Genomic DNA, 23,837 nt, shown 5'->3' on the forward strand with positions numbered 1-23,837 from the left:
GATGAGGTATTTGCAAATACACCCTGAAAACATGAAATCCGCGGTAGTTTTATGCGCCAATCTTCCCCGATCAGCAGAGGCGGTATAAAGCCCTCTATCCTCCCGTTGCGAGCACCACCGGACCTGTTGCATCCGTAATTTCGAACGGCAGCATTCCGGCCGGGTCTCCATCCGCCTGTACTGGAAGCTCTGCGGGTGACGTGATTTCTATATGAGACGCCCGTACGGTCTGCACGCCGGGCAGGCTTCCCATCTTGCCCTGCGGCAGGGAGAGGCCCGCCATCAGGGCGGAAGAGACACCGCCATTCTCAAAAAGCGTCACGGAAAAGCCGGGTTCACCCGGCAGGGCGTCGGATGACAGCAGGTAAGGGCCTCCGTAAAGGCGTCCTTTGCTCACAATCACACTGGCGGCGTGGTATTCCTTGCCGTCAGCGCGAACACAGAGTGACGGAAACTGGTAGCGCGGCAGCTCTCTGACTGTCTGCAGAACATAGGCCCCACGGCCCAACAGACGCTTCGTACCCAGATCAATATGATGCACGACATGCGCATCAAAGCCGGCTCCAACCATCTGGACAAACAGCCTTGATTGATCAGACGATTTCAGGATGCCGGGCCAGAGAGGCGTGCCGCAGTCCGACCCGAGTACAGCCGCCAGGGCTTTCGGGGCAAAAGGCAGGTTGAATTCGTGGGCAAGGACATTGGCTGTTCCAAGGGGAATGATCCCGAGACGGGTGTCAGAAGCCAGCATTCCGGCGACGACTTCCGCGATCGTGCCATCCCCTCCGGCCGCGACGACCATATCAGCGCCCTGACGGACCGCCGTGCGGGCCAGTTCGGTGGCATGACCGGCATACTGTGTCTCAAGTATCTTCAGGGGAATACCGTGGCTGGCGAGGCAATCGAGCACGTTCCACAGTCGGCCGGTGTTCCTGCGGCCTGCGGTGGGATTGTGGATGACGTACATGCGATCGGTCTTTCCTGCCGTGCGGTGAGCTTTCAATTTCGCCTGATCAACGTATGAACGCCATGATCAGATACCGTGATTTTCCATAAATCATTGAACTGTCATGTAGTCGTTGACAGGGATGCTCTACACGAAGGCAGACCTCCTGCGGGACGGAGCGCCATGAGCTTTATTGATACTTCCCTTGCCGGGCAAACACCCTGTCGTGCGGTGTTTCTGTCCGATATTCATCTCGGAACCAGAGGGAGTCAGGCGGCTCTCGCGGCTGATTTCCTGAAATCCATTTCCTGCGACAAGCTTTATCTCGTCGGTGATATCATCGACGGATGGCGGCTGCGCCGGTCATGGTACTGGGACAATCACCACGATGAACTGCTTCAGGTCATCCTGCGCATGGCCCGTCACGGGACGGATGTGATCTATATCCCCGGCAATCATGATGAGATGTTTCGTCGCTGGCTTCCGATGAATCTGGAGGTCGCCGGTGTGCGCCTGCTGCCAAGAGCCGAACATGTCGCGGCCGATGGCAAGCGGTATCTGGTCCTGCATGGCGACGAATTTGACAGTGTTGTGCGCTACGCCCCGATCCTGGCGCTTCTGGGGGATCAGGCCTATACGGCGGCTCTCGTGCTGAACCGCTGGATCAATGGCGTGCGTCGTCGTCTGGGGCTGCCCTATCGCTCTTTCTCCGCATGGGCGAAGCGTCGGGTCAAGGGGGCTGTGAAAGCCATCGACCGCTTTGAGGAAGCGCTGGCGAAGGAAGCGCGGCAGATTGGGGCGGACGGCATCATCTGCGGTCACATCCATAGTCCAGAGATCCGGACAATCGATGGTGTCTGCTATATGAATACAGGGGACTGGGTGGAAAGCTGTACCGGTCTTGTCGAGGATCGGCATGGTCAGTTCTCGCTGATTGACTGGAGCCGGAAGATTCCTGCCTCTGCTCGGGATACGCTGACTGTCGGTAGCCGGTTTCGCTGGGCGGAGAGCATGAACTTCCGTCAGGATGCAGAAGGCGCTGAAGCCGGGATGTCGGTCAGAGAGCCGGGCTGAAGCGTGCTTCATCAGGCGTTCTGACAGATATGACGGCTGATCTCCTGCTCTGTAGTATTCCGAAAACTAAAGTTCTCCTCTGATTGAATGGGTTCTGGTTTGCGAATATTGATAGCGACGGACGCATGGACGCCACAGGTCAACGGCGTCGTGCGCACCATGACGACCATCGTCAGCATGCTCAGGATGAAAGGGCATGATGTGGAGGTCATTGGACCGGATTCTTTCCGCACCATTCCATGTCCGAGTTATCCGGAAATACCGCTCGCTCTCAATCCCGGCGGACGCTTTGGAAAGCTGGCGAAAGCTTTCAGGCCGAATGTCCTGCATATCGTCACTGAAGGCCCTGTCGGTTGGGCGGCATGGCGTTGGGCACGCAAACACGGCGTTCCATTTACGACTTCATACCACACACGTTTTCCTGAATATGTTCAGGCCCGTCTGGGCTGGGGGCTGAAGCTGGCTTATGCGCTGCTGAGGTATTTCCACAACAAGGCACAAGGCACCCTGGGTGCGACCAACAGCCTGCGTGAAGATCTGTCTGCGCGCGGTTTCACCCGTCTGGTTCCCTGGACACGGGGGGTTGATCTCGCACGTTTCACCCCTGAGCCTCGTAGAGACTGGAAGACGGAACTGGGAATTTCAGGTCCTGTTTTCATTCATGTCGGCCGACTGGCGGTCGAGAAGAATATCGAGGCTTTTCTGTCTCTCGATCTGCCGGGCACAAAGGTTGTTGTGGGTGATGGCCCGCATCGCGCCTCACTGGAAAAGAATTTCCCGCAGGCGATCTTTACCGGACGGCTGGAAGAAGGCGCGCTGGCGGCGGCCTATGCGGGCGGCGATGTGTTCGTGTTTCCCAGCCTGACAGATACGTTCGGACTGGTTGTTCTGGAGGCACTGTCCTGCGGCACGCCGGTCGCGGCCTACAATGTAACAGGACCAAAGGACATCCTTGCCGGTGCGGATGGGTGCGTCGGGGCTGTCAATGATGATCTGCGGGTTGCCTGCATGCAGGCTCTGAATGGCGATCGCGCTGCCTGCCGTGCCCATGCGGAACGGTTTACATGGGAAGCCTGCGCGGACATGTTCGAGAATACTCTGGTGCCGTTTTGAGAGCATTTACATGTGTTTATAAAAATTCATGATAAAATAAGCCGATTTCTGAAAAATTGAATATAAAATTCAGTATTGATGAGGTGAGTGAATCGGAAATCTGGATTTTTAATACGCTTTCGTGAGAGTGTTCAGTAGAAAAATTTATTATTTGAAATGTTTGTTCTCGTTTTTAGAAAATATCTACCCCTGAAAACCCTTTTGGAAATTTCGAATGAAGTCGAAAAAAACGTGAGGAAAGTCTTTTCTATGCTCGAATAGAGTGCAGTTATCTGTCCTTCCCATGGGGCATGTACGGAATCAGTCGTGCTGATTCGCATTGGAAAATAAATTTCCGGAAGGGCTCGCATCAAAGTGTCATATCGGCGCGACAGGCATACGGAAGCGTGGCTTCCGCAGGCGCACCACCAGCGTATCGAGCGCGGAAAGATAGCGTGAGCGGTCCAGCTTGCTGAAGGCAGGCCCGCCCGGCGTTTCCACCCCGGCGGAACGAAGGTCGGTCATCAGGTTACGCATGGCGAGCGCCATCCCGATGGAACTGGCGTCAAGCACCTTGCCTTTCGAGTCGATCACATGCGCGCCTTTTTCCACGCAGCGCGCCGCCAGAGGAATATCGCCCGTGACAATGATATCGCCTTCCTGCGCCTGTTCCGCAATCCAGTCATCGGCGACATCCGGTCCTGCTTCCACAACGACACGTTCGATCATCGGCGAGTCAGGAATGGCGATCATGCGGTTCGATACGACAGCAACGGGCAGTTTGTAGCGTTCCGCCACACGGTAGGTTTCGTCTTTTACCGGACAGGCGTCGGCATCAATATAGATACGGGTCATGCGCCTCGTCGTGCCTTATCGCGATCAGGAGGTAAAGCATGATTCCGCCACCGCTCCGAATGGGCTAGACTCTTTCCAGCATGTCCGAACCTGTTCCTTTCCAGCCCGTCCTGCGTCGGCTTTCCGATGCTGTCATCAACCGCATCGCCGCCGGTGAGGTGATCGAGCGCCCTGCCGCCGCTCTCAAGGAACTGGTGGAAAACGCGCTGGATGCCCGGGCGCAGCGTATCCGCGTCGCCATTGTCAATGGTGGCGCCGACCGGATTGTCGTGACGGATGACGGCGTCGGCATGACGGCTGATGAACTGGCGCTCGCCGTCCAACGCCACTGCACATCCAAGCTCTCCGACGAGACACTGGTGCGGATCGCCACCCTTGGTTTCCGGGGGGAAGCGCTGCCGTCCGTTGGAGCAGCGGCGCGTCTGACCATCACGTCCCGCAAGGCTGACAGTGACTGCGCCTGGCGTATCCATGTCGCGGGCGGTGAGATTTCTCCCCCCGAACCGTGCTCGGGCGAAAAAGGCACGTCGATTCTGGTGGAAGACATGTTCTTCGCCACGCCTGCCCGACGGAAATTTCTCAAGAGCGCCCGCGTGGAAGGATCACACGCGGAAGCGGCGGTCCGCCGTCTGGCGCTGACGGCTCCCGACGTGGCGTTTTTCATGGAAGTGGATGGACGCACCATCCTCGATCGTCCTGCCGAAACGCTGGAGGCACGGGCTGCGGCGCTGCTCGGGATCGAGGATGCGGACGGCCTGCTGAAGCTGGATGGCGTGCGCGGCGACATGAAGCTGTCCGGTTTTGCGTGCAGTCCGTCCGTTCACAGGCCGACGACAGCCGGACAGTTCATGCTGGTCAATGGTCGCGCCGTGGTCGATCCACTGCTGCGTACGGCCATCCGGGTCGCCTATCGGCGCGTTATCGAGTCCGGTCGCCATCCTGTCGCGGTCATCAATCTGTCGCTGCCCTATGAGCAGGTCGATGTGAACGTCCATCCCGCCAAGACGGAACTTCGCTTTGCGGACGAGGCCGGGGTGCGGTCACTGGTCATCGGCGCCATCACGCGGGCGCTTGGGCTGGGAGCGGGCACCGCTGGAGTGCGCCCAGGTTTTTCCGCGCCCTCCCGATCCGTGCGTGTTGTCTACCCGCCGGAGGCTCCGCGCTCGGAAGGATTTGCCGAGCCGTTTCTGGCGTTGGGTGCTCAACCCGCAGCCCGCACATTCGCATCCGACCAACCTGATGCGGGCCGACTGGCGACGATGCCGCACGACAGGGAGACAGGAAGCCAGTTTCCTGTTTTCCCTTTGCAGCCAGATGGTCCGCAGGGACACCCTGCCTCTCCGGCGACCACCCGCCCGGAGACAGATCACCCTCTCGGGGCTGCTGTGGCGCAGGTGCTCAGCACCTACATCATTGCTGTGACCGCTGATGACAACATGGTGCTGGTGGATCAGCACGCTGCGCATGAGCGGCTGACTCACGAAGTTCTGCGCGAGCAGTTCCTCTCCGGCACTATCCGGGCTCAACGCCTGCTGGTGCCAGATGTAGTGGAACTTTCACGCAGTCAGGCGGATCTGCTGGTATCGCGCGCCGAGGCCCTGTCAAAACTGGGGATCGATCTGGAGCCCTTTGGTCCGGGCGCGGTACTTGTCCGATCTTTACCCGCCCTGCTCGGGAATGCGTCAGCCGTGAATCTGCTGCGGGATCTGGCGGAAGAGCTGGACGCGGATGACCTCGCCAGCGTTGAGGAAACACCCACTCTGGATGCACGGTTTGATGCGGTGATTGCCCGCATGGCCTGTCACGGCAGTATCCGGGCGGGCCGTAATCTCACCATCCCGGAAATGAATACGCTGCTGAGACGCATGGAGGAAACGCCGCGTGCGGGCACCTGCTCACACGGACGACCGACGTGGGTGAGGCTGACGCGCAACGATCTGGAACTGCTGTTCCGTCGCCGCTAGAGCAATTCCACTGAACTCTGGCCCAGTGGAATTTCCTTAATTCATTACGAAGTCATTTGCCAGCAGGGGGAAAAAGAACCATCACGGTTCATACATAACCCGAACCAGCAAACCACGGGATTAAACAGCTAGGCTGTCTCAGGCTAGGGCCTGTTAGATCTTGAATTTCATCCCATATTGTAAGAGTGGAAGAAGGAGACGGAACAGGCACTTTTACGGATGAGACGTGGGCGATCTGGGAACCTTTGATTGAAGCGGTTCGCCCAAGGGGTAAGACGCCGCCCCATGATCTGCGGCGCACGATAGCAGCGATTTTCTGGCGCCATGAGAATGGCGCGAAATGGCGGAGCATCCCCGCTAAACTGGGGCCTTGGTGGCGGGCGGCACAACTTTTCATCCGCTGGGCGAAACTGGGCGTGTGGGAACGCCTGCTCGAACGGGTTCAGGACCAACAGAGCGTGGCGCTCGGTATGACTTTTCTGGATGGCACAAACATCAGGGCTCACCACAAGGCGGCGGGAGCCCAAAAAAAGGGGCCTCTTTCGAAGAGCGAGATCATCGTGAAGCACTTGGCCGCTCTCGCGGCGGCTATGGCACGAAAGTCTGCGTGATCGCTGATGGACATGGAAAAGCTTTCGGTTTTGCGCTGGCCCCCGGACAGGCTCATGAACTGCTCCTGGCACTAGCCATGCTCGACAGCCTTCCCGCCATTCCCCTGTGGGTCGTGGCGGACAAGGGTTATGCATCGAACGCCATGCGTGAACGGATATGGGACATGGGAGCCCGGCCCGCTATTCCCGCGAAACGACGCGATGGGCCGGTCGCCTGCCCAAAATGGGCCTATCGGTGTCGGCATCTCGTTGAGAACCTCTGGGCTCGCCTCAAGGAGTGGCGCGCTGTCGCAACCAGATACGAAAAAACAGCAACGTCGTTCCTCGCGGTCATACACATCGCTGCCGCTGCAGACTGGATCAAGCCATAACAGGCCCTAACCTCACTGAATTAAAGAGGTGAAACCCAGAATAAAAGAGCGCTGTCTCCCTTAGCACAATGAGTGTCATTGCGTATCGAGCCTACCTGCCCGGATACGGTGAGCAGGCAGGTTTCATGTCTATGGTCAGAACGGCGCAATAGCATCAATTAATTGCTGTCCGTAGCGTGGTGTTTGCAAAATGGAGAGTTGTCCACGGCCACCATAGGAAATTCGGGCTTCAGCCATGCGATCGTGAGTCACTGTATTGTCTGCTGTGATATCCTGAGGCCGGACAACGCCCGTGACCTGCAATTCGCGGAGCTCACTGTTCACACGGACTTCCTGCCGCCCCACCACGACAAAATTCCCATTGGGAAGAACCTGTGTGATGGTGCCTGCTACCCGGACAGTCACGGTTTCGTTTCTGCTGATCCGGCCAGCAGCTGTATTGCTGTTGTTGCTGGATGTGGAAAAAGCACCTGATCCAATGATATGCGAAACGGCCTTTCCATGGAAACCGAAAAGGCTCGGTATGCCCATGCTTTCACTGCCACCGCCACTTGCGCTTGTATTGTCAACCATTGTGGCATTGTCAGTAATGTCGACAATGACGGTCACAAGATCTCCGACCTGTGCGGCCCGCTGATCCTTGAAAAAAGCCCGACTTCCAGGTCGCCAGAGGCTGGCAACTTCAGCCGGCGGAGGCTGCAAGGGAGGCATAGGCATTGTGACAGGTCTGTAGGCAGTATCGCGGGTGGGATCCTGCGTGCGCGTCATTGCGGGTGGATGACCGATTTCGCTCAGACTGCCAATGCCGCCATTGCAGGCTGACAAGCTGATTAAGGAGAAAAGCAATAGAGAGCGTTTCATGAAAAAAATCTGATCCAATCAGGGAATTTTTAGATATTTTTCTGTGGCCTGACCCCGGCAGAGCGTAAATCTTTGAAATCGGCAGGGGTTGGAGTAGTTCCTGGTGTTACTGCGACGCGTGTTCTGTCGATAATCTGGCCGACAACAATCATGCGTGATGTGGGATTCAGCACATGGATGCGCTCTCCCTGCGCGCCGGAGTCCAGCGCCACTCCGGAGGCGGTAAGATGAAGACCGGATGATGAAACATCGAGAATAACAGGTGAGCCTTTTTCAATAAGGTCTATACGCGATGTCATCTCGGAGGTGAGGGGAGTATGCGCACGAATGGCGCGTCGGGTAGACTGGCCAATGATATCGGCGGGATCCAGGATGGCGCGCGCTGGCAGGGACCGTGAATCAATCTCTGCAATTTCAACATCAGACTGCTCGATAATCTGCCCTGCCGACAGATCTGTGCGTGCCGTTACAGCCTCTACGCGGGAACTGACGGTTCCATCCGCACGGAACGACTGCGTGTCGTTGTCAGATGTAATGGAAAAAAAAGCAGAAAACCTGCCGTGCGCAGCATCATAGACAATATTTGACAATCGCGGGGAATTTGCCAGTTCTGCGGCGACGGTTGGCCCCGAAAAATTTGTGACGTCGATGGTGGCGCTGTCGGAAACGCCTTTGGCTTTAAGGCCATCAACAATCAGGGGCATGATATCGTCATGTGACACGGTATGGCTGGCGCGCGTGAGGGTTGCCTGAGCCAGTTCAGACATTTCAGGCCAGTCAATGCCGTACTGCTGGGCGATAGCCTGAAGCTGGGGAGCGCTTATGGTGAGGCTCTGTCCCGGAGCCGGGGCTGGTCCCAGGTCGCAGTCCTGATCGGCGGTAATTCCGTTGAAAAGATCTGAAAGTCGCACCTGAGGATGATGCAGCACGCTTGTCCGGCGGAGGCTTGCTGCATCTGCGGAGGATGTGCCCAGACATCCTCCCACAATGCATGCGGCAAAAAAATGAAAGGCTATGCACCTCATTTCAGTCCTGTCAGTGTCTGCAGCATTTCATCGGAAGCGGTGATGACTTTACTGTTCATTTCGTAAGCACGCTGGGCCGTGATGAGATCCGTGATTTCGGTCACCACATTGACGTTGGATTCTTCAACATAACCCTGACGGATATCGCCGAAACCAACGCTCTGGCCCGTGCCGGTGATGGCGTTGCCTGATGATTGCGTCTCGGTGAACAGGTTCTGGCCCATGGCAGCCAGACCGTTTTCATTCTGGAAGGTCGCCATCTGAAGCTGGCCGACAACCGTGGACTGCGTCTGGCCGGACACTGTCACCTGCACCTGACCGGTCTGATCGATCGTGACGGTCTGGGCATTGTTCGGAACTGTAATGCCGGGACTGACCGGATATCCATCCGCCGTCACGATCTGTCCCGTGTCGGAAAGAGAGAATGTGCCGTCACGGGTGTAGGCATATTCACCGGAAGGCAGGGTGACCTGAAAATAACCCGGGCCTTCGATGGCGAGATCAAGACTGTTGCTCGTCTGCTCCAGAGTGCCCTGCGCATTGATGCGGTAGATGCCGGCAGTGCGCACACCAAGTCCGACCTGCGCACCGGCAGGGACAAGCGTGCCGCTATCGGAGCTCATCGTGCCGACACGGCGGATATCCTGATAAATCAGATCCTGAAATTCCGCCCGGCGACGCTTGAAGCCCGTCGTCGTCATGTTGGCGATATTGTTGGCGATGACCTCCACATTCGTCTGCTGGGCCTGCATGCCGGTTCCGGCAATGTCGAGAGAACGCATCATGTCGGTAAGCTTTCGTCTGTGTCAGATCGGGATGGAACAAGATCAGGATTGGGTCTGGGTAAGCTTGTCGATCGCATTCTGGCGACGCGTGGATTCGCTCTCGACAAGATTGGCTGTAATCTGGAAATCACGTTGCAGTTCAACAAGATTTGTCGTCTCGCTCATCATGTTGACATTGCTGCCCTCCAGCATGCCCTGCCGGAACTCCTTGACCTCCATCTGCGTGGTCGGAGTGTCCGCCTTGAAAAGCTCATTGCCTTCCCCGTGCAGGTCGTAATTGTTGGCCACCCGCACGAGGCCGATTTCCGCAGCGACGCCGTTTTCCGTGGACATGGTCCCGTCCGAGGAAATGCTGATGGTGCGATCTTGGGGACGCAACGTGACGGGCTGGCCTGTGCGGTCCAGAAGGCTGTTGCCGGAGGCGTCCGCGACACGACCGTCTGACAGGCGCTGGAAGCGGCCGTTACGGGTCAGACGTACGCCCTGCGTGGTCATCACGGAAAAGAACCCTTCGCCGGTAATCGCGATATCGAGCGGATTCCCTGTCTGCTGGAGGGCGCCCTGCGTGAAATCACGGTAGGTCGCACGATCCTGCACATAGACTTCCGGATTTTCACCCGGAGCGTGCGAACCACCCTTCAGTTTGGAAAGGTAATCAGCGAACTGAATGTGGCCTGACTTGAACCCGGCGGTTGAGCCATTGGCAAGATTGTTCGCAAGCACGCTCATGGCCCGCTGCTCGGCGTCCATGCGTGACAGCGCGATATAGGTCGTGTTGTCCATACGGCAGACGTCTCCTTCTGGAGACACACTGCCGTGCAAAAATTGACAAACAGTTTCCCGGTCAGGATTCGGTCGTCTGCTTTGCCATTTGTCAGGCTGCGGGCGAGCGATCCATCAGCATGCCCGTTACGGCTGATTTCAGCGGGGGAAGGGCGTCTGCGACCCGCAGGCCAAGGCTGCGCAGCAGGCGGAACGGTGCGGCGTCATGCGTATAAAGCGTCGCGATTCCGTTTGTGGCGGCGAAAAGCGGCATCGTGGCGGTGCGGTGTTTCTTCTCGAAACGCCGCAGCACCGAGGCCGAACCGATATCCTGACCGTGGGAGAAGGCCGCTTCGACCTCCCCCGCCAGAACTTCCGCGCCGCGCAGGCCCAGATTGAAGCCGTGCGCCGTGATCGGATGCATCCCGACGGCCGCATCTCCCAGAAGCGCCAGCCGTCTGGCGGCGAAGCGGTGGGCGTAGACGCATTTGAGCGGATAGGCATGGCGTGTGCTGACCAGCCGCATGCTGCCCAGCCGGTTGCCAACGCGCTCCATGATCTCGGCGTTGAACGCATCCTGTTCGGTCTGCATCAGGCGCTGGATTTCCGCCGGGGGAAGCGTCAGGACCAGCGAGGATGCGCGTCCGTTTACCGGCAGAAGCGCGATGGTCTGCCCTTCGGCAAACCACTGGAGCGCGACGTTGTGATGCGGCAGGTCATGCGCCATGCGGCAGACCATCATCATCCGTCCGAAATCGTGGATTACGGCGCCGATTCCAGCCCGGCGGCGGGTGGGAGAGAACCGACCATCGGCGGCGATGACCAGGCGGGACCGCACCCGGCCTGGCCGGGCTCCCTGACAGCGGACCACGGCTGTATCGGTATCCTGCCGCACGGTTTCGACCGCTATGTCCGGCAGGAGCGTGATACCCGGCCGCTCCGCCGCTTCTGCGTAAAGGGCGCGGCGGATCATGTTGTTCGACACCAGCCAGCCCAGAGGCGCTTCCTTCGTTCCGGCAGGATGGTCCGCTTCAAAGATCAGGGGATGATTGCCGTGACCCGTTTCGATACGGGCTTCGTTCAGCGGGCAGATGACGCTGTCCGGAATGTGACGCCATGCGCCCAGCCGTTCGAGCAATGCGCGTGCGTGGTAAGTGAGGGCGATTTCCCGACCATCAAACGCCGGTTCAGACCAGACCGCACCGGGTGCGCGCTCCAGAACGGCCACGGAGACACCGGCGGCATCCAGAGCCAGCGCGGCAGCAAGGCCGACTGGGCCGCCGCCAACGATGGTTACGTCCCGCTCGGAGGTCATGTCATGATCGGAAAAGATGCTCATGACGACCAGTTCTTAATCCTTGTCGGCGTCGAAGGAAACCGGCTCGCCCGTCCAGTCCGCCACGTAAGGCGCGACAGGGCGGCGTCTGGGTTCATGGTCCGTCTTCTCTGGAGTGCCGACAAAGAAGAAGCCTGCGAGCGCATGCGGGGCCGGAAAGCCGAGTTCTTCCGCCAGCACGGGATCATAGGCGACATCGCCGGAGACCCACACCGCGCCATAGCCGGCCGCATGGAGGGCATTCAGAAGATTCATGCCCGCAGCCCCGACCGCGAGTTCCTGCTCCAGCAGGGGAATCTTGTCATCCGGACGCAGATGCATGCCCAGAACGATGGTCATCGGCATGGTGGAAAACCGCTTGTAGCGCTTCTCAAGCTTCTTCGGGTCCGGATCGGCATGAAGCCGCTTCATGCTCTCGACAATCTTTTCGGCGAGTTTGACGCGGGCGTCGCCTTTGACGACCACCAGCCGCCAGGGGCGCAGCTTGCCGTGGTCGGGCGCACGCATGACGGCTGAGAGAATGGTTTCCAGCTCTTCACCCTTGGGGGCGGGTTTTGTCAGGGCATCGGTGGAGGCGCGAGACAGAAGCGACTCAAGCGCGATATGGGCGTGTTTGTTCATTGGAGAGGCTCCTTCATGGTCGGGCACCATGACGTAATCGTGGAGGGAAGCCAACTGCGAACCGTTCTCGACTTATGCGGCTCTCCTTCCACAAAACGCGTATCGGTCTACTCAGTTTCCGTTATCCGGCAGGGTCGATCCCCGTGCGGGAAGGGTCAGGGCAGTGATCAGCGTGCAGCAGGCGCAGGCCGAGACATACCAGGCAAACCAGCTTTCATGGCCCGCGTGTCTGCACCAGAGCGCGATATATTCCGCCGTGCCGCCGAAGACCGACACGGTGACGGCGTAGGGGAACGCGACACCCAGGGCGCGGATACGCGTCGGGAAGAGTTCGGCTTTCACAATGGCGTTAATCGAGGTGTAACCCGACGCCATCAGCAGGGCGACGGTGATCAGGGCAAAGGCTCCAAGCTTGGAATGGGTGTCAGCCAGCAGGGTCATCAGAGGAACGGTGCAGAGCGTTCCCAGCACGCCGAACGAAATCAGCAGAGGCTTGCGGCCGATACGGTCAGACAAGGCGCCGAACAGAGGCTGAGCCACCGCGAAGACCAGAAGCGAGGCGGAGGAGATCAGCGTCGCCTCGTCCTTGCCGAAGCCCAGTGAGTTGGCGAGGAATTTCTGCATGTAGATGGTGTAGGTGTAGAACGCGACCGTCCCGCCGAGCGTCAGGCCCACGACCGTCATCACGGCGCGCTTGTGACGCAGCAGGACTTTCAGGCCGCCGCCTTCCTGCGCCTGTTCGGATTTCTTGAAGGCGCTGCTCTCCTCCATGTTCCGACGTAGCCAGAAAATCAGAACGGCTCCGGCGGCGCCAAGCAGAAAAGGGATGCGCCAGCCCCATGCGTTGATCTGCTCTGGTGTCAGAAACAGATATTGCATGAGGAGGAGCACGGCCATCGCCCCGAGCTGCCCCGTGATCAGGGTGACGTAGAGAAAGCCAGACCAGAAGCCACGATGCTCGGGCTGCGAGACTTCTGCGATATAGGTCGCCGAAGCGCCGTATTCTCCACCCAGACTCAGCCCCTGAACCAGACGCGCCAGAACGAGGATGATCGGCGCTGCCAGGCCGATCTGGGCATAGGTCGGGCACAGGGCGATGGCCAGCGAGCCGATGCACATGGCGGCGACCGACAGGGTGAGAGCACGTTTGCGTCCATACTGATCGGCGACGACGCCCATCAGCCAGCCGCCGACGGGCCGCATCAGAAAGCCTACGGCGAAGACCGCCGCGGTGTTCAGAAGCTCGGCGGTGTGGTCGTGCCCGGGGAAGAAGGCGTGCGCGAAGTAGAGAGCGAAGGCCGAATAGACATACCAGTCAAAATATTCGAGCAGATTGCCTGCCGATCCGGAAAAGATACCCCGCAGGCGCTGGAGGTTGGTCATCTGGTCGGGAGCGGATGGTGTCATTGCGGCTTATATCCCGGAAAAAAGCGACAGAAAGAATGTGGATCAACTGACTGGAATCCGGGAGATCACAAAGATTTCCCTTCAGCAATTTTGAGTGAGCAGCCTGCATGGTGGTGGCAGGCTGCTGATGGTTCCGATGCGTTACAGGATCAGAAGGTCAGTTCAAGGTTGCTCTGGACGTAAGCGCCGGACGAAGCGCCTGCCTTGATCATCGCTTTGCCGGCAAAGATGTATTCGCCGTCAAGGCTGAGCGTAATGTGGCGGGTTGCGCGCCATGTGAAACTGGCCTGTGGGAGTGTGGCTGTATAGCCGCCATGCGGACGAAGGCCGTAAGCGGCCGTCGGGTTGGAATAGATGGCGTCATTGGTGCTGTTGCGCCAGACGACGGGGACTTTCGCCAGCAGGGTGGTGTTGGGCGTGGGAGACATGGTGAGGATCGGCCCGACATCAATCAGGTTCTGGTTGCCCAGATAGGTGCTTATATCCAGATAGTAGGCCGAGGGCACGAAGGGCGACATATAGCTGCCCCACGAACTGTTCCGGCCTTTTGTGTAGTCGCCGCCGGAGATGTCATCCGCCTGAATGCCGATGGCCGGGCGTCCCCACCATTTGGCGAAACGCCACGAGGCCTGCGCGTTGAAAGAGTAGGCGCTGACGGCGCGGGACGGGCCGTGATTGGCTTCGTTGAAATAGCCCCCCTGCCACGAGCCGCCGAGGGAGAATTCGAGCGGTCCGGCATTGCCCCAGACACGCATGCCGGGCGTGTCACGACGTGTGGAGCCGTTCAGCACGCCTTTCTGCTGTGCAATCTGAGCAGACGCCAGAAGGAAGCCAAGATAGTAGGTGTCGACGAAAACTTGGCTTTTTTTACCCAGAAAAGTGAATGACGGGACGGCGTAGGAGGTGTAGGCGCCAAACAGTCTTGTTCTGTATCCGACCTGATCGCTGAATGGGACATTCTTCAATGTCCAGTTGGTCATGGTCAGATCGAAGAAATCCACCCGGAAGTTTTTCCAGAATGAATAGGCGCGGATACCGTTCCATGAATAGGGAATCGTTGGATAGACAGAGCCGGCGGTGAAGTAGGGCGGTGCATCTAAAAAGGTCATCCTTCCGACCATGACGCCCATATTGGCGTTGAGAAGATGGCCCTTGATTTCCACAAAGGCCTGTTGCGCGTCGAGTTTGCTGCGCCAACGACCGTTATTATAGCCATAATAATTCGTGCCGCCTGCCTGACCGCTCATGAGTTCGCCATAGAGACGGACATGTTCGCCCAGATGGAGATCGGCGCCGACGTTCCAGCGGAAGTTGTTGCGATAGGCCGGGTCTTTCTTGGTCTGTCCGAAGCCCGCCCGCTGGTCATAGTAATTGTGCTGACGGAAATTGCCGCTGAACGACAGATAGATTGAGCCGCTGTCATTAAGCGGGATGTATTTCAGGGGATCCATCACATCGATGCGGTTCTTCTTGTCCCGCAGGTTCGACCAGTCTTCCGCCCAGCGGGACACGGCGTAATAGCCGACAGTGCCCCAGCCGGACGCCGCGCCAGTGTTGGAGTTGAAGATGCCCCATGGTCCCTGGTGCAGCAGTGCCGGATTGAGCTGCTGTTTTGTCAGCGCCAGAGTCTGCGGCTGGGCATAGTTTTCCGGGCGCGATTCCAGTGGAGGCAGAAGGCTGCTGCTCCAAGGATTCGGCTTTTTGGCCTGGCCAGGCAAGATTCCGGAAGTGCCGCGGTATTCCTCTGGGATCTGTGATTGGTGGTTCACATTGGCGTTGGGTGCCGTCTCAGCCATGGCGGACACTGCACATATGCAGGGAATCCCGCTCAGAATAGTCGAGAGGACCAGATGCCGAAGAGGAAAACCGCGCAGTTTTCCAGATGGGGAGGAGGAAAGTGTGATGTGATGTTTGTTTTTCATTCTTTTTGCAGCCTGACGCCGTCGAAACCTATGCTGCTCTTGCATGGCAGCTAATACATACGCTGCACGTATATTTATGTTTCGTCACATCGAGAAATCGTGTGGTCATCATGAAGTGAAGTATTGTGATGAATTTATCACAGAGATGTGTCGATAATGCAGAATTGAGGCGCTGCTGATGCGGGATGCTTTAATAATACGGAAGATTCGGCTGGATTGCGAAAAGCCCACGTATATTCGAAACTGAAATGAAATAATAACGATCTTATATGGTGATATTGAGTGGTGATTTGTTGATGAAAGATGTCGTGTTTACAGAAAATTTTCTGCTGGAGCGATGAAACTATGGGTTTTGGGCAGTTCGATGAAGCATAAGAAAACCTGTTCAGGTTGTACGATCGCGGTAACAAATCCTGTCGGTGATCCCGAAGTCGTTTCTGGAGACAGGCTTTCAGCGGGGGATATATTGGGGTGAGATAAGAATTATATAGAGTGAGTCAGATTAATTTATAGTTGTGGTTTTTGTTCTTTTGCAGATTATTTATAATAATAGTGCCGCACTTGCTGATTGCTCCATCATCGATATGAATATGACGATGCCTCAGAGCCCTTTTGGAAAAGGCTTGGAGTCCCGATATGGAATGAAATCAATTCTCTGCATCAATGGAAAAATAGCGGAAAGCCGGCCTTTTCGGGGGTATGTATGTGCTTCGTAAGGCCGACTCACCGCCAGATGATGAATTTCCAAAAGGGCTCTCACTGAGAGAACTACCAGCGCTATTGATGTGACTATCAAGGCGGCATATGTTTCCTAATACGAAATATATTTTCTTTAAAAAGAAATCGCTGCTGTTGCGGGAATCGAGCCGGTGCAAAAATTCGTGACTACGCTAAATGAGTTGGCAAAAGGGCGCGCTTCCGAACTTGTCATGGAGCCCTACTGGTGGCGACCGATGCCATCGGAGACGACGGATGCAGCCCAAATTCCTGAAAAAACCGACGTTGTCATTGTTGGATCAGGCTTCACTGGATTGTCGGCGGCGCTGACACTTGCCCGCGAAGGGCGCTCCGTGACTGTTCTGGAAGCCGGGCGTCCGGGGTTTGGCGCCTCGACACGCAATGGCGGTCAGGTCGGGTCAGGCAACCAGAAATTCAGAGTGGCAACGCTCATTGAAATGATGGGTGTCAGAAAAGCGGAAGCCATGCTGCGTGAGGGCGTGGCGATGCTTGACCATATCGATGCGCTTGTTCAGGACTTGAAAATTGACTGCTTCTTCATGCGGTGCGGCCGATTCCGTGGTGCTGTCCGACCGGCGCATTATGAAACAATGTCACGTGATATGGAAGATTTGCGACGGCACGCGAGAGTGGATTCCTTTATGGTTCCCCGGTCGGAGCAGCATCGGGAAATCGACACTGATTATTTCTTTGGCGGCGCGGTTCTGCCTCAGGATGCTTCACTTCACCCCGGTCTCTATCATGCGGGCCTGTCGAATGCGGCTATAAAAGCCGGTGCACGGATCATAGGACATACAGCAGTGATTGCTGTGCAGCCCGAAGCCGGTGGCTTTTGTGTTCATACGCAGCGTAGACCAGTGTGGGCACGGAATGTCATCGTTGCGACCAATGGATACCGTCAGGATTTCAACAAGTTTTGTCATAAACGGATTGTTCCGGTGACATCTTCCCTGATCGCCACGGCCCCTATGGGTGGAGAGCGGTTGAATGCGCTCTTTCCGTCCGGACGTGTCTACGGCAATTCTGCTCGTGTTTTCTCCTATTTCCGTAAAGCGCCGGATGAGCCGCGCATCATCTGGGGCGGTCGCGCGGGAAGAAATGCCGGGGAGATGGATCCACGCGCCTATGCTCATCTGGCCAGGGATATGCTGAAGGTGTTTCCGCACATTGGCGATGTGGAGGTCACACACGCCTGGTCGGGACGCATTGGCTATACGTTTGATGAGTTTCCACATCTGGGGCGTACACCGGACGGTATTCATTATGCGATGGGATATTGTGGAACGGGCGTGTCGCGTTCCACCTGGTTCGGTCGCAAGATAGCCCTGCAACTTGTTGGGAAATCTGAGGGTTTTTCGGAATTTACAGGATTGCGATTTCCTTCGCATCCTTTCCATGCCCTCGCACCGATGGCCGTGCCATTTTTTGAGAAGTGGTATCAGGCGAAGGATGCATTGGAAAAATAAGCGAAGACACGAAGGTAATCTGAAGCAGGAAGGGCCACATCTTCGGATGTGGCCCCGTTCTGTCAGGCGTGAAGGGTTTCGCCGTGTTCTGCGAGGTCAAGCCCTTCCAGCTCAACGTCGGGGTCAACACGTAATCCCATGGTTTTGTCGAGAATAAAGAGCAAACCCGCTGTTACCGTCATCGTGTACACGGCCACAAGTAACGTGTCCTGGCTCTGCACGATGACCTGTCTCCAGTTGCCGTAAAGCAGGCCATCCTTGCCGTCTCCGCCAATAGCTGACGAAGCGAAGATGCCGGTCAGGATAGCGCCAAGACCACCACCGATACCATGGATCCCCCAGACATCGAGAGCATCGTCATATCCAAAGCGGTGCTTCAATCCGTTCACAGCCCACAGGCACACCAAGCCGCCAATCGCACCCATGATCATCGCACCCAAGGGCGTCACAAAACCACAGCCCGGTGTGATGATCACAAGACCCGTAATGGCGCCGGAAATGGCTCCGAGCAGGCTCGGTTTGCCGTGTAGTTTCCATTCGGCCAGAACCCATGCCACGAGAGCAGCACAGGCGGCGATCTGACTGTTCAGAAGCGCCATGCCCGCTGTTGCGTTGGCGCCCAGAGCGGACCCGCCATTGAAGCCGAACCAGCCGCCCCAAAGAAGGCAGCCGCCCAGCACGTTGAGGGCCATGTTGCTTGGCGCCATGCTGCTGATACCGTCGGGTTTACGACGTCCCAGCATGATGGCGGCGATCAGGGCCGATGATCCGCTTGTGACGTGCACGACAAGGCCGCCTGCAAAATCCAGTGCGCCTGTGGATGCGAGGAAACCATCAGGCCCCCATGCCATGTGGCCCACCGGGCAGTAGATCAGGAGCGCCCAGAGCGCCATGAACACCATGGATGTGGAGAACTTGAAGCGTTCAACAGTCGCTCCCAGAACGATGACCGGTGTAATGGCGATGAAAGTCAGCTCGAACATGGCGAACAGCACTTCCGGCAGGTTCGGAATGTTGGGCAGAAAGGAGGTGAGGGTCACGCCATTCATAAACGCCTTGTCAAAGCCACCGATGAAGGGGGTGCCTGCCGTGAAGACAAGACTGTATCCGCAGATAAACCAGATCAAACTGATGATTGCGCCTGCGGTGATACCCTGCATACACATGCTCAGCACATTTTTCTTGCGGATCATGCCGCCATAAAAAAGGCAGATGCCGGGAAAGAGCATGAAAAAAACAAAAACCGACGAGCTGAGAATCCAGGCCATGTCGCCGGTATTGAAGGCTGGCTCCGGATCAGCCGCGAATGCCGTCGGCATGAGCAGGAATGAACACGACAGAAAAAACACGAGAGATCGTAAGGGCATGGCGCGTCTGTTGTCCTATGTTTGGAAGGAATAAGACGTGACATCCTGAAGCACGGACATGCTCAGGATCTGAGGTCAACACATCGTTGCTCACGACAAATGAGAAGCCTCGCGGGGTCACGAGAAACTTCTCAATTCGTGCATGGAACATTCCGTTTCTGCAACAATAAAAATGACGACTCAGACAGAAAATGCAGATTCGGCTCTGATGATTGTCAAATAAACATCAGAAGACTTGGAACGATCAGCAGTCGAGGGTTGAGATCCGCTCCCATTCAGACAGATGACCACAATGCGCATCCCATTCGATTTTTTTAAGCTTGAGATAAGGATCAACAAGACCATCATCCAGCATGGCGCGCAGGGCTGTTGATTTCTCGAGAGCTCTCATGGCGTCGAGAAGGTTTAACGGCAGACGTTTGGCTTCCGTGACCTTGTAGCCGTCCGTATACATGTTGATGTCGAGAGGCTTTCCGGGGTCACGCTTGTTTTCAATTCCGTCCAGTCCGGCAGCAAGGAGGGAAGCCTGAAGCAGATAGGGATTGGCGGCGCCGTCGGGAAGGCGCATTTCGAAACGTCCGCCTCCGGGTACGCGAATCATGTGAGTGCGGTTGTCACCCGAGTAAGTTACGGTGTTAGGTGACCATGTACTGCCGGAAACGGTGCGTGGTGCATTGATACGTTTGTAGGAATTCACAACAGGATTGAGAATGGCACACAAGGCGTCGGCATTGTGGATGAGCCCGCCTACGAAGTTATAGCCGGTTTTTGAAATTTCCAGCGGATCCTGCGGGTCATAACAGATGTTTTCGCCATCTTTCCACAAGGAAATATGGGCGTGACAGCCATTTCCAGTCAGGTGCATGAATGGCTTCGGCATGAAGGTCGCACGCAGTCCGTGTTTCTCGGCGATTGCGCGGGCCATGAATTTGAAGAAAACGTGACGGTCCGCGGTGACCAGAGCATCCGCGTATTTCCAGTTCATCTCGAACTGGCCGTTGGCGTCCTCATGGTCGTTCTGATAGGGCTCCCAGCCCAGATGCTGCATGGCGTCACACAATTCTGCGATAATGTCATAACGACGCATAAGCGCAGACGCGTCATAGCATGGTTTGGTGGATGAATCATGCTCGTCCGCTACCTGCTGCCCATCCGGGGTAATCAGGAAAAACTCACACTCGACACCGGTTTTTACTTCAATTCCGCTTTTCGCCGCCCGGGCGACAAGACGTTTGAGCGTGTTGCGTGGTGCCTGTGTAACGGTTTCTCCATGCATGATCAGATCGGAGGCCAGCCAGGCGACTTCTGGCTTCCAGGGCAATTGAATGAGCGAGCCTGGATCAGCCATCGCGACAAGGTCGGGATCTGCCGGAGACATATCGAACGAGGCTGCAAAACCTGCGAAACCGGCTCCATTTTTCTGGATGCTGGTGATGGCAGATGCCGGAACGAGTTTGGCGCGCTGGGCGCCGAGCAGATCAATAAATGAGATGAGAAAATAACGAATATTCTTTTCGCGGGCTATTTCTGCGAGATTACCCGTATTCTGCTGACTGTTGGCCATAGGGGTGGTCCATTTCCTCTGACGGCCCCACGATGATTACTGTGGGGCGGCATATCCGTGAAACTCCTCAGAAACCAGCTTTCCCCGGATACCAGTTGGTTCCGGCAAGCGGTAACTGCGTCATGGCGGCAGCTTCCATGTTGAGGGCGACGAGATCTTCCGGCTCCAGATTGTGCAGGTGACTCTTGCCACAGGCCCGGGCGATGGTCTGGGCTTCCATCGTCATCACGGACAGATAGTTCGCGATACGCCGGCCGCCTAGGATCGGATCCAGCCGCTTGGCGAGTTCGGGGTCCTGCGTCGTGATTCCTGCCGGATCGCGGCCATCCTGCCAGTCATCATAGGTGCCTGGTTTTGCGCCAAGTTTCGCGTATTCAGCCGCAAGATCAGGACTCTGGTCTCCCAGTGCAATCAGCGCCGCCGTGCCGATGGCCACAGCGTCCGCACCGAGGGCGAGCGCCTTGGCGACATCGGCTCCGGTACGGATGCCTCCCGAGACGATGAGCTGCACCTTCCGGTGCATCCCGAGATCCTGAAGAGCCTGTACGGCCGGTCGGATGGCGGCCAGAATGGGCAGCCCGACATGTTCGATGAAAACTTCCTGCGTGGCGGCGGTTCCGCCCTGCATTCCGTCGAGCACGACAACATCCGCACCGGATTTCACGGCCAGGGAGATATCGTAATAAGGACGGCTGGCACCGACTTTGACGTAAATCGGCTTTTCCCAGTTGGTAATTTCCCGGATTTCCTCGATCTTGATCTCAAGGTCATCCGGGCCGGTCCAGTCAGGGTGGCGACAGGCTGATCGCTGATCAATGCCTTCGGGAAGATCACGCATTTTTGCAACACGCGCAGAAATCTTCTGACCGAGCAGCATACCGCCGCCGCCCGGTTTCGCACCCTGTCCGACAACGATTTCAATCGCATCCGCCTTGCGGAGATCGTCAGGATTCATGCCGTAACGGGATGGCAGATACTGGTAGACCAGTGTTGAGGAGTGACCACGCTCTTCCGGCGTCATGCCGCCATCACCAGTTGTGGTGGATGTGCCGACTGCACTGGCGCCGCGTCCCAGGGCTTCCTTGGCCTGAGCGGACAGTGCGCCGAAAGACATGCCGGCGATGGTCACCGGTGTCTTGAGGTGGATGGGCTTCTTTGCAAAACGTGTGCCGAGAACGACGTCTGTTCCACAACGCTCGCGGTAGCCTTCCAGAGGGTAACGCGACATGGACGCGCCAAGAAACAGCAGATCATCAAAATGAGGGAGCTTGCGCTTGGTGCCGCCACCCCGGATATCGTAGATGCCGGTTGCCGCCGCCCGCTGGATCTGGGAGATGGCGAATTCGTCGAATGTCGCCGAATACCTTGGAAAAGTCTTCGTCACATCGTGATGGTTTTCAGTCATGACTGCCTCAGTATGCGGACGCGTTGTCAACGCGGAAATGGTACAGTTTGCGAGCCGAACCATAGCGGCGAAATTCATCCGCTTTGATGTCAGTGATTCCGCCTTTTGCAAGCAGGTCGGTGAGGATCTGGCGGTCTTCGGACGTCATGTCCTTTTCCTCACAGTCCGCACCAAGACTTTTCACCGTGCCTCTGACAAAGATGCGTGTCTCGTAAAGAGAGTCGCCAAGCGCTTCTCCGGCGTCCCCGCACACGACCAGGTTGCCGCTCTGCCCCATGAAGGCGCTCATGTGTCCCACGGAACCGCGTACGACGATGTCAACGCCTTTCATGGAAATGCCGCAGCGTGCGCCCGCATCTCCGTCGATCACCAGCAGGCCGCCATGCGCGGTAGCGCCGGCGCTGGAACTGGCGTTGCCTTTCACATGCACGCTGCCGCTCATCATGTTTTCGGCGACACCCTGTCCGGCATTGCCGTTGATCACGACGTTCGCGCGCTGATTCATGCCCGCGGCGTAGTAACCGGCATGACCGTCAATGGTGATGGAAACGGGCTGTGTCAGCCCGACCGCCAATGAATGGCGTCCGGCCGGGTTATGAATTTCCCACGCCCCCTCGGCGCCTTCCTGCTGAAGTGTGCTGTTCAGTTCACGCAGGGTTGATGTGCTGAGATCAAAGATCCGGGTGTTGCGAGCGCCACTCATGCAGCGTGCTCCCAATGATAGACGCGCTGGGGTTCGGGTTCGAAGACCTTGGCGTTTTCAATGCCGGGCAGGTCAGCGAAGGCCCGATATTCCGATGCGAAAGCCACGTAGTCATCTGTTTCGGCCATGACGGCTGGCTTGCAGGCCACAGGATCACGCAGCACGGCGAACCCTTCACGGGTTCCGACAACGAAAGTATAGAAACCATCAAGCTCTTTCAGCGAGGATTCCAGAGCCTGATCGAGCTTGTCCCCCTGGGCGAGACGCCATGAGAGATAGCCTGCCGCGACTTCAGAGTCGTTTTCCGTCTCGAAAGTCAGACCTTCATTGACGAGACGACGGCGAAGCGTGTTGTGGTTGGAGAGCGAACCGTTATGCACAAGGCACTGGTCCGGGCCGGTGGAGAAGGGATGTGCGCCTGCTGTGGTGACTGCGGATTCCGTCGCCATGCGGGTATGGCCGATGGAGTGCGTGCCCTGCATTTTTTCCAGGCCGAAACGTGATGCTACATCTTCCGGAAGACCGACGCCTTTGTAGAGTTCGATGCTTTCGCCGCTTGATGCGAAGTGCACGTCGTGTCCAAACCCGTTAACGAAGGCGCGGATGGCGGGTTCTAGGTCGGAAGCATAGGTCAGGACGACATGATCCTGATGTCTGGCGACGCTGGCGCTACCATCGGCAGCTTTGAGAAAACCAGCTTCAAAGTCACCGAGATTCTCTGCCGAGATGCCCCGGACAGTCATCTTGCGCTGGCCTGACGTTGGAGAACCATAGACGGCGAACCCGGCGCTGTCCGGCCCGCGTTCGGTCATGGTTTTCAGCATGAGGGACGTCAGACGACCCAGTTCCGGCTGTAGAGCCGGGTTTTTAATGAAGAGACCAACGATGCCACACATCGTGAAAACCTCCGAAGAGTGTTTGATGATGGCGATCCTAAACAGAACGGGATCAAAACTGTCAAC

General features: G+C 57.1%; 20 protein-coding genes. 5 read left to right on the forward strand and 15 right to left on the reverse strand.

Annotated features, from left to right (window positions below; genetic code table 11):
• Window positions 1-94: 94 nt before the first annotated feature.
• Window positions 95-967, reverse strand: a complete 873-nt coding sequence (locus A0U92_RS02310) for a diacylglycerol/lipid kinase family protein (RefSeq protein WP_077811832.1) — start codon at window positions 965-967, stop codon at window positions 95-97.
• Window positions 968-1,129: 162 nt separating this feature from the next.
• Between A0U92_RS02310 and A0U92_RS02315 the strand changes: the two genes are divergently transcribed.
• On the forward strand, window positions 1,130-2,020 hold the full coding sequence (locus A0U92_RS02315) for a UDP-2,3-diacylglucosamine diphosphatase (protein ID WP_077811833.1): 891 nt from the start codon (window positions 1,130-1,132) through the stop codon (window positions 2,018-2,020).
• Window positions 2,021-2,119: 99 nt separating this feature from the next.
• On the forward strand, window positions 2,120-3,133 hold the full coding sequence (locus tag A0U92_RS02320) for a glycosyltransferase family 4 protein (RefSeq protein WP_077814199.1): 1,014 nt from the start codon (window positions 2,120-2,122) through the stop codon (window positions 3,131-3,133).
• 357 nt (window positions 3,134-3,490) lie between these two features.
• Here A0U92_RS02320 and A0U92_RS02325 read toward each other — a convergent pair whose 3' ends face one another.
• Window positions 3,491-3,967, reverse strand: a complete 477-nt coding sequence (locus A0U92_RS02325) for a YaiI/YqxD family protein (protein WP_077811834.1) — start codon at window positions 3,965-3,967, stop codon at window positions 3,491-3,493.
• An 80-nt stretch (window positions 3,968-4,047) separates the two neighbouring features.
• Here A0U92_RS02325 and mutL point away from each other — a divergent pair, with 80 nt between their 5' ends.
• Window positions 4,048-5,931, forward strand: coding sequence for a DNA mismatch repair endonuclease MutL (mutL, locus tag A0U92_RS02330; protein ID WP_077811835.1), 1,884 nt, complete (start codon window positions 4,048-4,050; stop codon window positions 5,929-5,931).
• Between the two features lie 233 nt (window positions 5,932-6,164).
• A protein-coding gene (locus A0U92_RS02335; RefSeq protein ID WP_149026519.1) for an IS5 family transposase occupies window positions 6,165-6,913 on the forward strand; the annotation gives its coding sequence in 2 pieces (ribosomal slippage) (window positions 6,165-6,456 and window positions 6,456-6,913; 750 coding nt in all).
• 135 nt (window positions 6,914-7,048) lie between these two features.
• On the opposite strand, the gene flgH is transcribed toward A0U92_RS02335, so the two are convergent.
• The 8 genes from flgH to A0U92_RS02375 all read right to left on the reverse strand — a co-directional run bounded on the left by flgH (window position 7,049) and on the right by A0U92_RS02375 (window position 15,632).
• Window positions 7,049-7,774 carry a flagellar basal body L-ring protein FlgH gene (flgH, locus tag A0U92_RS02340; RefSeq protein ID WP_187668836.1) on the reverse strand — a complete coding sequence of 242 codons (726 nt, stop codon included), beginning with the start codon at window positions 7,772-7,774 and terminating at the stop codon, window positions 7,049-7,051.
• Window positions 7,775-7,803: 29 nt separating this feature from the next.
• Window positions 7,804-8,799: a flagellar basal body P-ring formation chaperone FlgA gene (flgA, locus tag A0U92_RS02345; protein WP_077811837.1), complete on the reverse strand. Its 996-nt coding sequence runs from the start codon at window positions 8,797-8,799 to the stop codon at window positions 7,804-7,806.
• A complete protein-coding gene (gene flgG / locus A0U92_RS02350; protein WP_187668905.1) occupies window positions 8,796-9,581 on the reverse strand; it encodes a flagellar basal-body rod protein FlgG in 786 nt (261 codons plus the stop codon). The genes flgA and flgG overlap by 4 nt, the downstream gene beginning before the upstream one ends.
• Before the next feature lie 45 nt (window positions 9,582-9,626).
• Window positions 9,627-10,367: a flagellar basal-body rod protein FlgF gene (flgF, locus tag A0U92_RS02355; protein WP_077811839.1), complete on the reverse strand. Its 741-nt coding sequence runs from the start codon at window positions 10,365-10,367 to the stop codon at window positions 9,627-9,629.
• Window positions 10,368-10,458: 91 nt separating this feature from the next.
• Window positions 10,459-11,661: a 5-demethoxyubiquinol-8 5-hydroxylase UbiM gene (ubiM, locus tag A0U92_RS02360; protein WP_408736107.1), complete on the reverse strand. Its 1,203-nt coding sequence runs from the start codon at window positions 11,659-11,661 to the stop codon at window positions 10,459-10,461.
• Window positions 11,662-11,697: 36 nt separating this feature from the next.
• Window positions 11,698-12,303, reverse strand: a complete 606-nt coding sequence (locus tag A0U92_RS02365) for a nitroreductase family protein (protein WP_077811841.1) — start codon at window positions 12,301-12,303, stop codon at window positions 11,698-11,700.
• Window positions 12,304-12,414: 111 nt separating this feature from the next.
• Entirely contained in the window at window positions 12,415-13,686 is a 1,272-nt protein-coding gene (locus A0U92_RS02370; RefSeq protein WP_077811842.1) for an MFS transporter, read from the reverse strand.
• A 173-nt stretch (window positions 13,687-13,859) separates the two neighbouring features.
• Window positions 13,860-15,632, reverse strand: a complete 1,773-nt coding sequence (locus tag A0U92_RS02375; protein WP_077811843.1) for an alginate export family protein — start codon at window positions 15,630-15,632, stop codon at window positions 13,860-13,862.
• A gap of 881 nt (window positions 15,633-16,513) precedes the next feature.
• Here A0U92_RS02375 and A0U92_RS02380 point away from each other — a divergent pair.
• Window positions 16,514-17,836 carry an NAD(P)/FAD-dependent oxidoreductase gene (locus A0U92_RS02380; protein ID WP_236748234.1) on the forward strand — a complete coding sequence of 441 codons (1,323 nt, stop codon included), beginning with the start codon at window positions 16,514-16,516 and terminating at the stop codon, window positions 17,834-17,836.
• Between the two features lie 62 nt (window positions 17,837-17,898).
• On the opposite strand, the gene A0U92_RS02385 is transcribed toward A0U92_RS02380, so the two are convergent.
• The 5 genes from A0U92_RS02385 to A0U92_RS02405 form a co-directional block, all read right to left on the reverse strand.
• Window positions 17,899-19,203, reverse strand: a complete 1,305-nt coding sequence (locus A0U92_RS02385) for an ammonium transporter (RefSeq protein WP_077811845.1) — start codon at window positions 19,201-19,203, stop codon at window positions 17,899-17,901.
• A 244-nt stretch (window positions 19,204-19,447) separates the two neighbouring features.
• Window positions 19,448-20,767 (reverse strand): type III glutamate--ammonia ligase, encoded by a 1,320-nt coding sequence (glnT, locus tag A0U92_RS02390; protein ID WP_077811846.1) that lies wholly within the window; start codon window positions 20,765-20,767, stop codon window positions 19,448-19,450.
• A gap of 67 nt (window positions 20,768-20,834) precedes the next feature.
• Window positions 20,835-22,172, reverse strand: a complete 1,338-nt coding sequence (locus tag A0U92_RS02395) for an FMN-binding glutamate synthase family protein (RefSeq protein WP_077811847.1) — start codon at window positions 22,170-22,172, stop codon at window positions 20,835-20,837.
• Window positions 22,173-22,179: 7 nt separating this feature from the next.
• On the reverse strand, window positions 22,180-22,875 hold the full coding sequence (locus A0U92_RS02400) for a GltB/FmdC/FwdC-like GXGXG domain-containing protein (RefSeq protein WP_077811848.1): 696 nt from the start codon (window positions 22,873-22,875) through the stop codon (window positions 22,180-22,182).
• Window positions 22,872-23,771: a class II glutamine amidotransferase gene (locus A0U92_RS02405; RefSeq protein ID WP_077811849.1), complete on the reverse strand. Its 900-nt coding sequence runs from the start codon at window positions 23,769-23,771 to the stop codon at window positions 22,872-22,874. The genes A0U92_RS02400 and A0U92_RS02405 overlap by 4 nt, the downstream gene beginning before the upstream one ends.
• Window positions 23,772-23,837 lie beyond the last annotated feature (66 nt).

The organism is Acetobacter aceti (assembly GCF_002005445.1).
Lineage (GTDB): Bacteria > Pseudomonadota > Alphaproteobacteria > Acetobacterales > Acetobacteraceae > Acetobacter > Acetobacter aceti_B.

Excerpts from the sequence above, each read along its gene's own strand:
- A0U92_RS02405 (WP_077811849.1), bottom strand. The coding sequence starts at position 23,771 with ATGTGTGGCATCGTTGGTCTCTTCATTAAAAACCCGGCTCTACAGCCG.
- A0U92_RS02370 (WP_077811842.1), bottom strand. The coding sequence starts at position 13,686 with ATGACCAACCTCCAGCGCCTGCGGGGTATCTTTTCCGGATCGGCAGGC.
- flgG (WP_187668905.1), bottom strand. The coding sequence starts at position 9,581 with ATGCGTTCTCTCGACATTGCCGGAACCGGCATGCAGGCCCAGCAGACG.
- A0U92_RS02325 (WP_077811834.1), bottom strand. The coding sequence starts at position 3,967 with ATGACCCGTATCTATATTGATGCCGACGCCTGTCCGGTAAAAGACGAA.
- A0U92_RS02365 (WP_077811841.1), bottom strand. The coding sequence starts at position 12,303 with ATGAACAAACACGCCCATATCGCGCTTGAGTCGCTTCTGTCTCGCGCC.
- ubiM (WP_408736107.1), bottom strand. The coding sequence starts at position 11,661 with ATGACCTCCGAGCGGGACGTAACCATCGTTGGCGGCGGCCCAGTCGGC.
- flgA (WP_077811837.1), bottom strand. The coding sequence starts at position 8,799 with ATGAGGTGCATAGCCTTTCATTTTTTTGCCGCATGCATTGTGGGAGGA.
- flgH (WP_187668836.1), bottom strand. The coding sequence starts at position 7,774 with ATGAAACGCTCTCTATTGCTTTTCTCCTTAATCAGCTTGTCAGCCTGC.
- flgF (WP_077811839.1), bottom strand. The coding sequence starts at position 10,367 with ATGGACAACACGACCTATATCGCGCTGTCACGCATGGACGCCGAGCAG.
- A0U92_RS02400 (WP_077811848.1), bottom strand. The coding sequence starts at position 22,875 with ATGAGTGGCGCTCGCAACACCCGGATCTTTGATCTCAGCACATCAACC.
- glnT (WP_077811846.1), bottom strand. The coding sequence starts at position 20,767 with ATGGCCAACAGTCAGCAGAATACGGGTAATCTCGCAGAAATAGCCCGC.
- A0U92_RS02395 (WP_077811847.1), bottom strand. The coding sequence starts at position 22,172 with ATGACTGAAAACCATCACGATGTGACGAAGACTTTTCCAAGGTATTCG.
- A0U92_RS02375 (WP_077811843.1), bottom strand. The coding sequence starts at position 15,632 with ATGAAAAACAAACATCACATCACACTTTCCTCCTCCCCATCTGGAAAA.
- A0U92_RS02315 (WP_077811833.1), top strand. The coding sequence starts at position 1,130 with ATGAGCTTTATTGATACTTCCCTTGCCGGGCAAACACCCTGTCGTGCG.
- A0U92_RS02310 (WP_077811832.1), bottom strand. The coding sequence starts at position 967 with ATGTACGTCATCCACAATCCCACCGCAGGCCGCAGGAACACCGGCCGA.
- A0U92_RS02385 (WP_077811845.1), bottom strand. The coding sequence starts at position 19,203 with ATGCCCTTACGATCTCTCGTGTTTTTTCTGTCGTGTTCATTCCTGCTC.
- mutL (WP_077811835.1), top strand. The coding sequence starts at position 4,048 with ATGTCCGAACCTGTTCCTTTCCAGCCCGTCCTGCGTCGGCTTTCCGAT.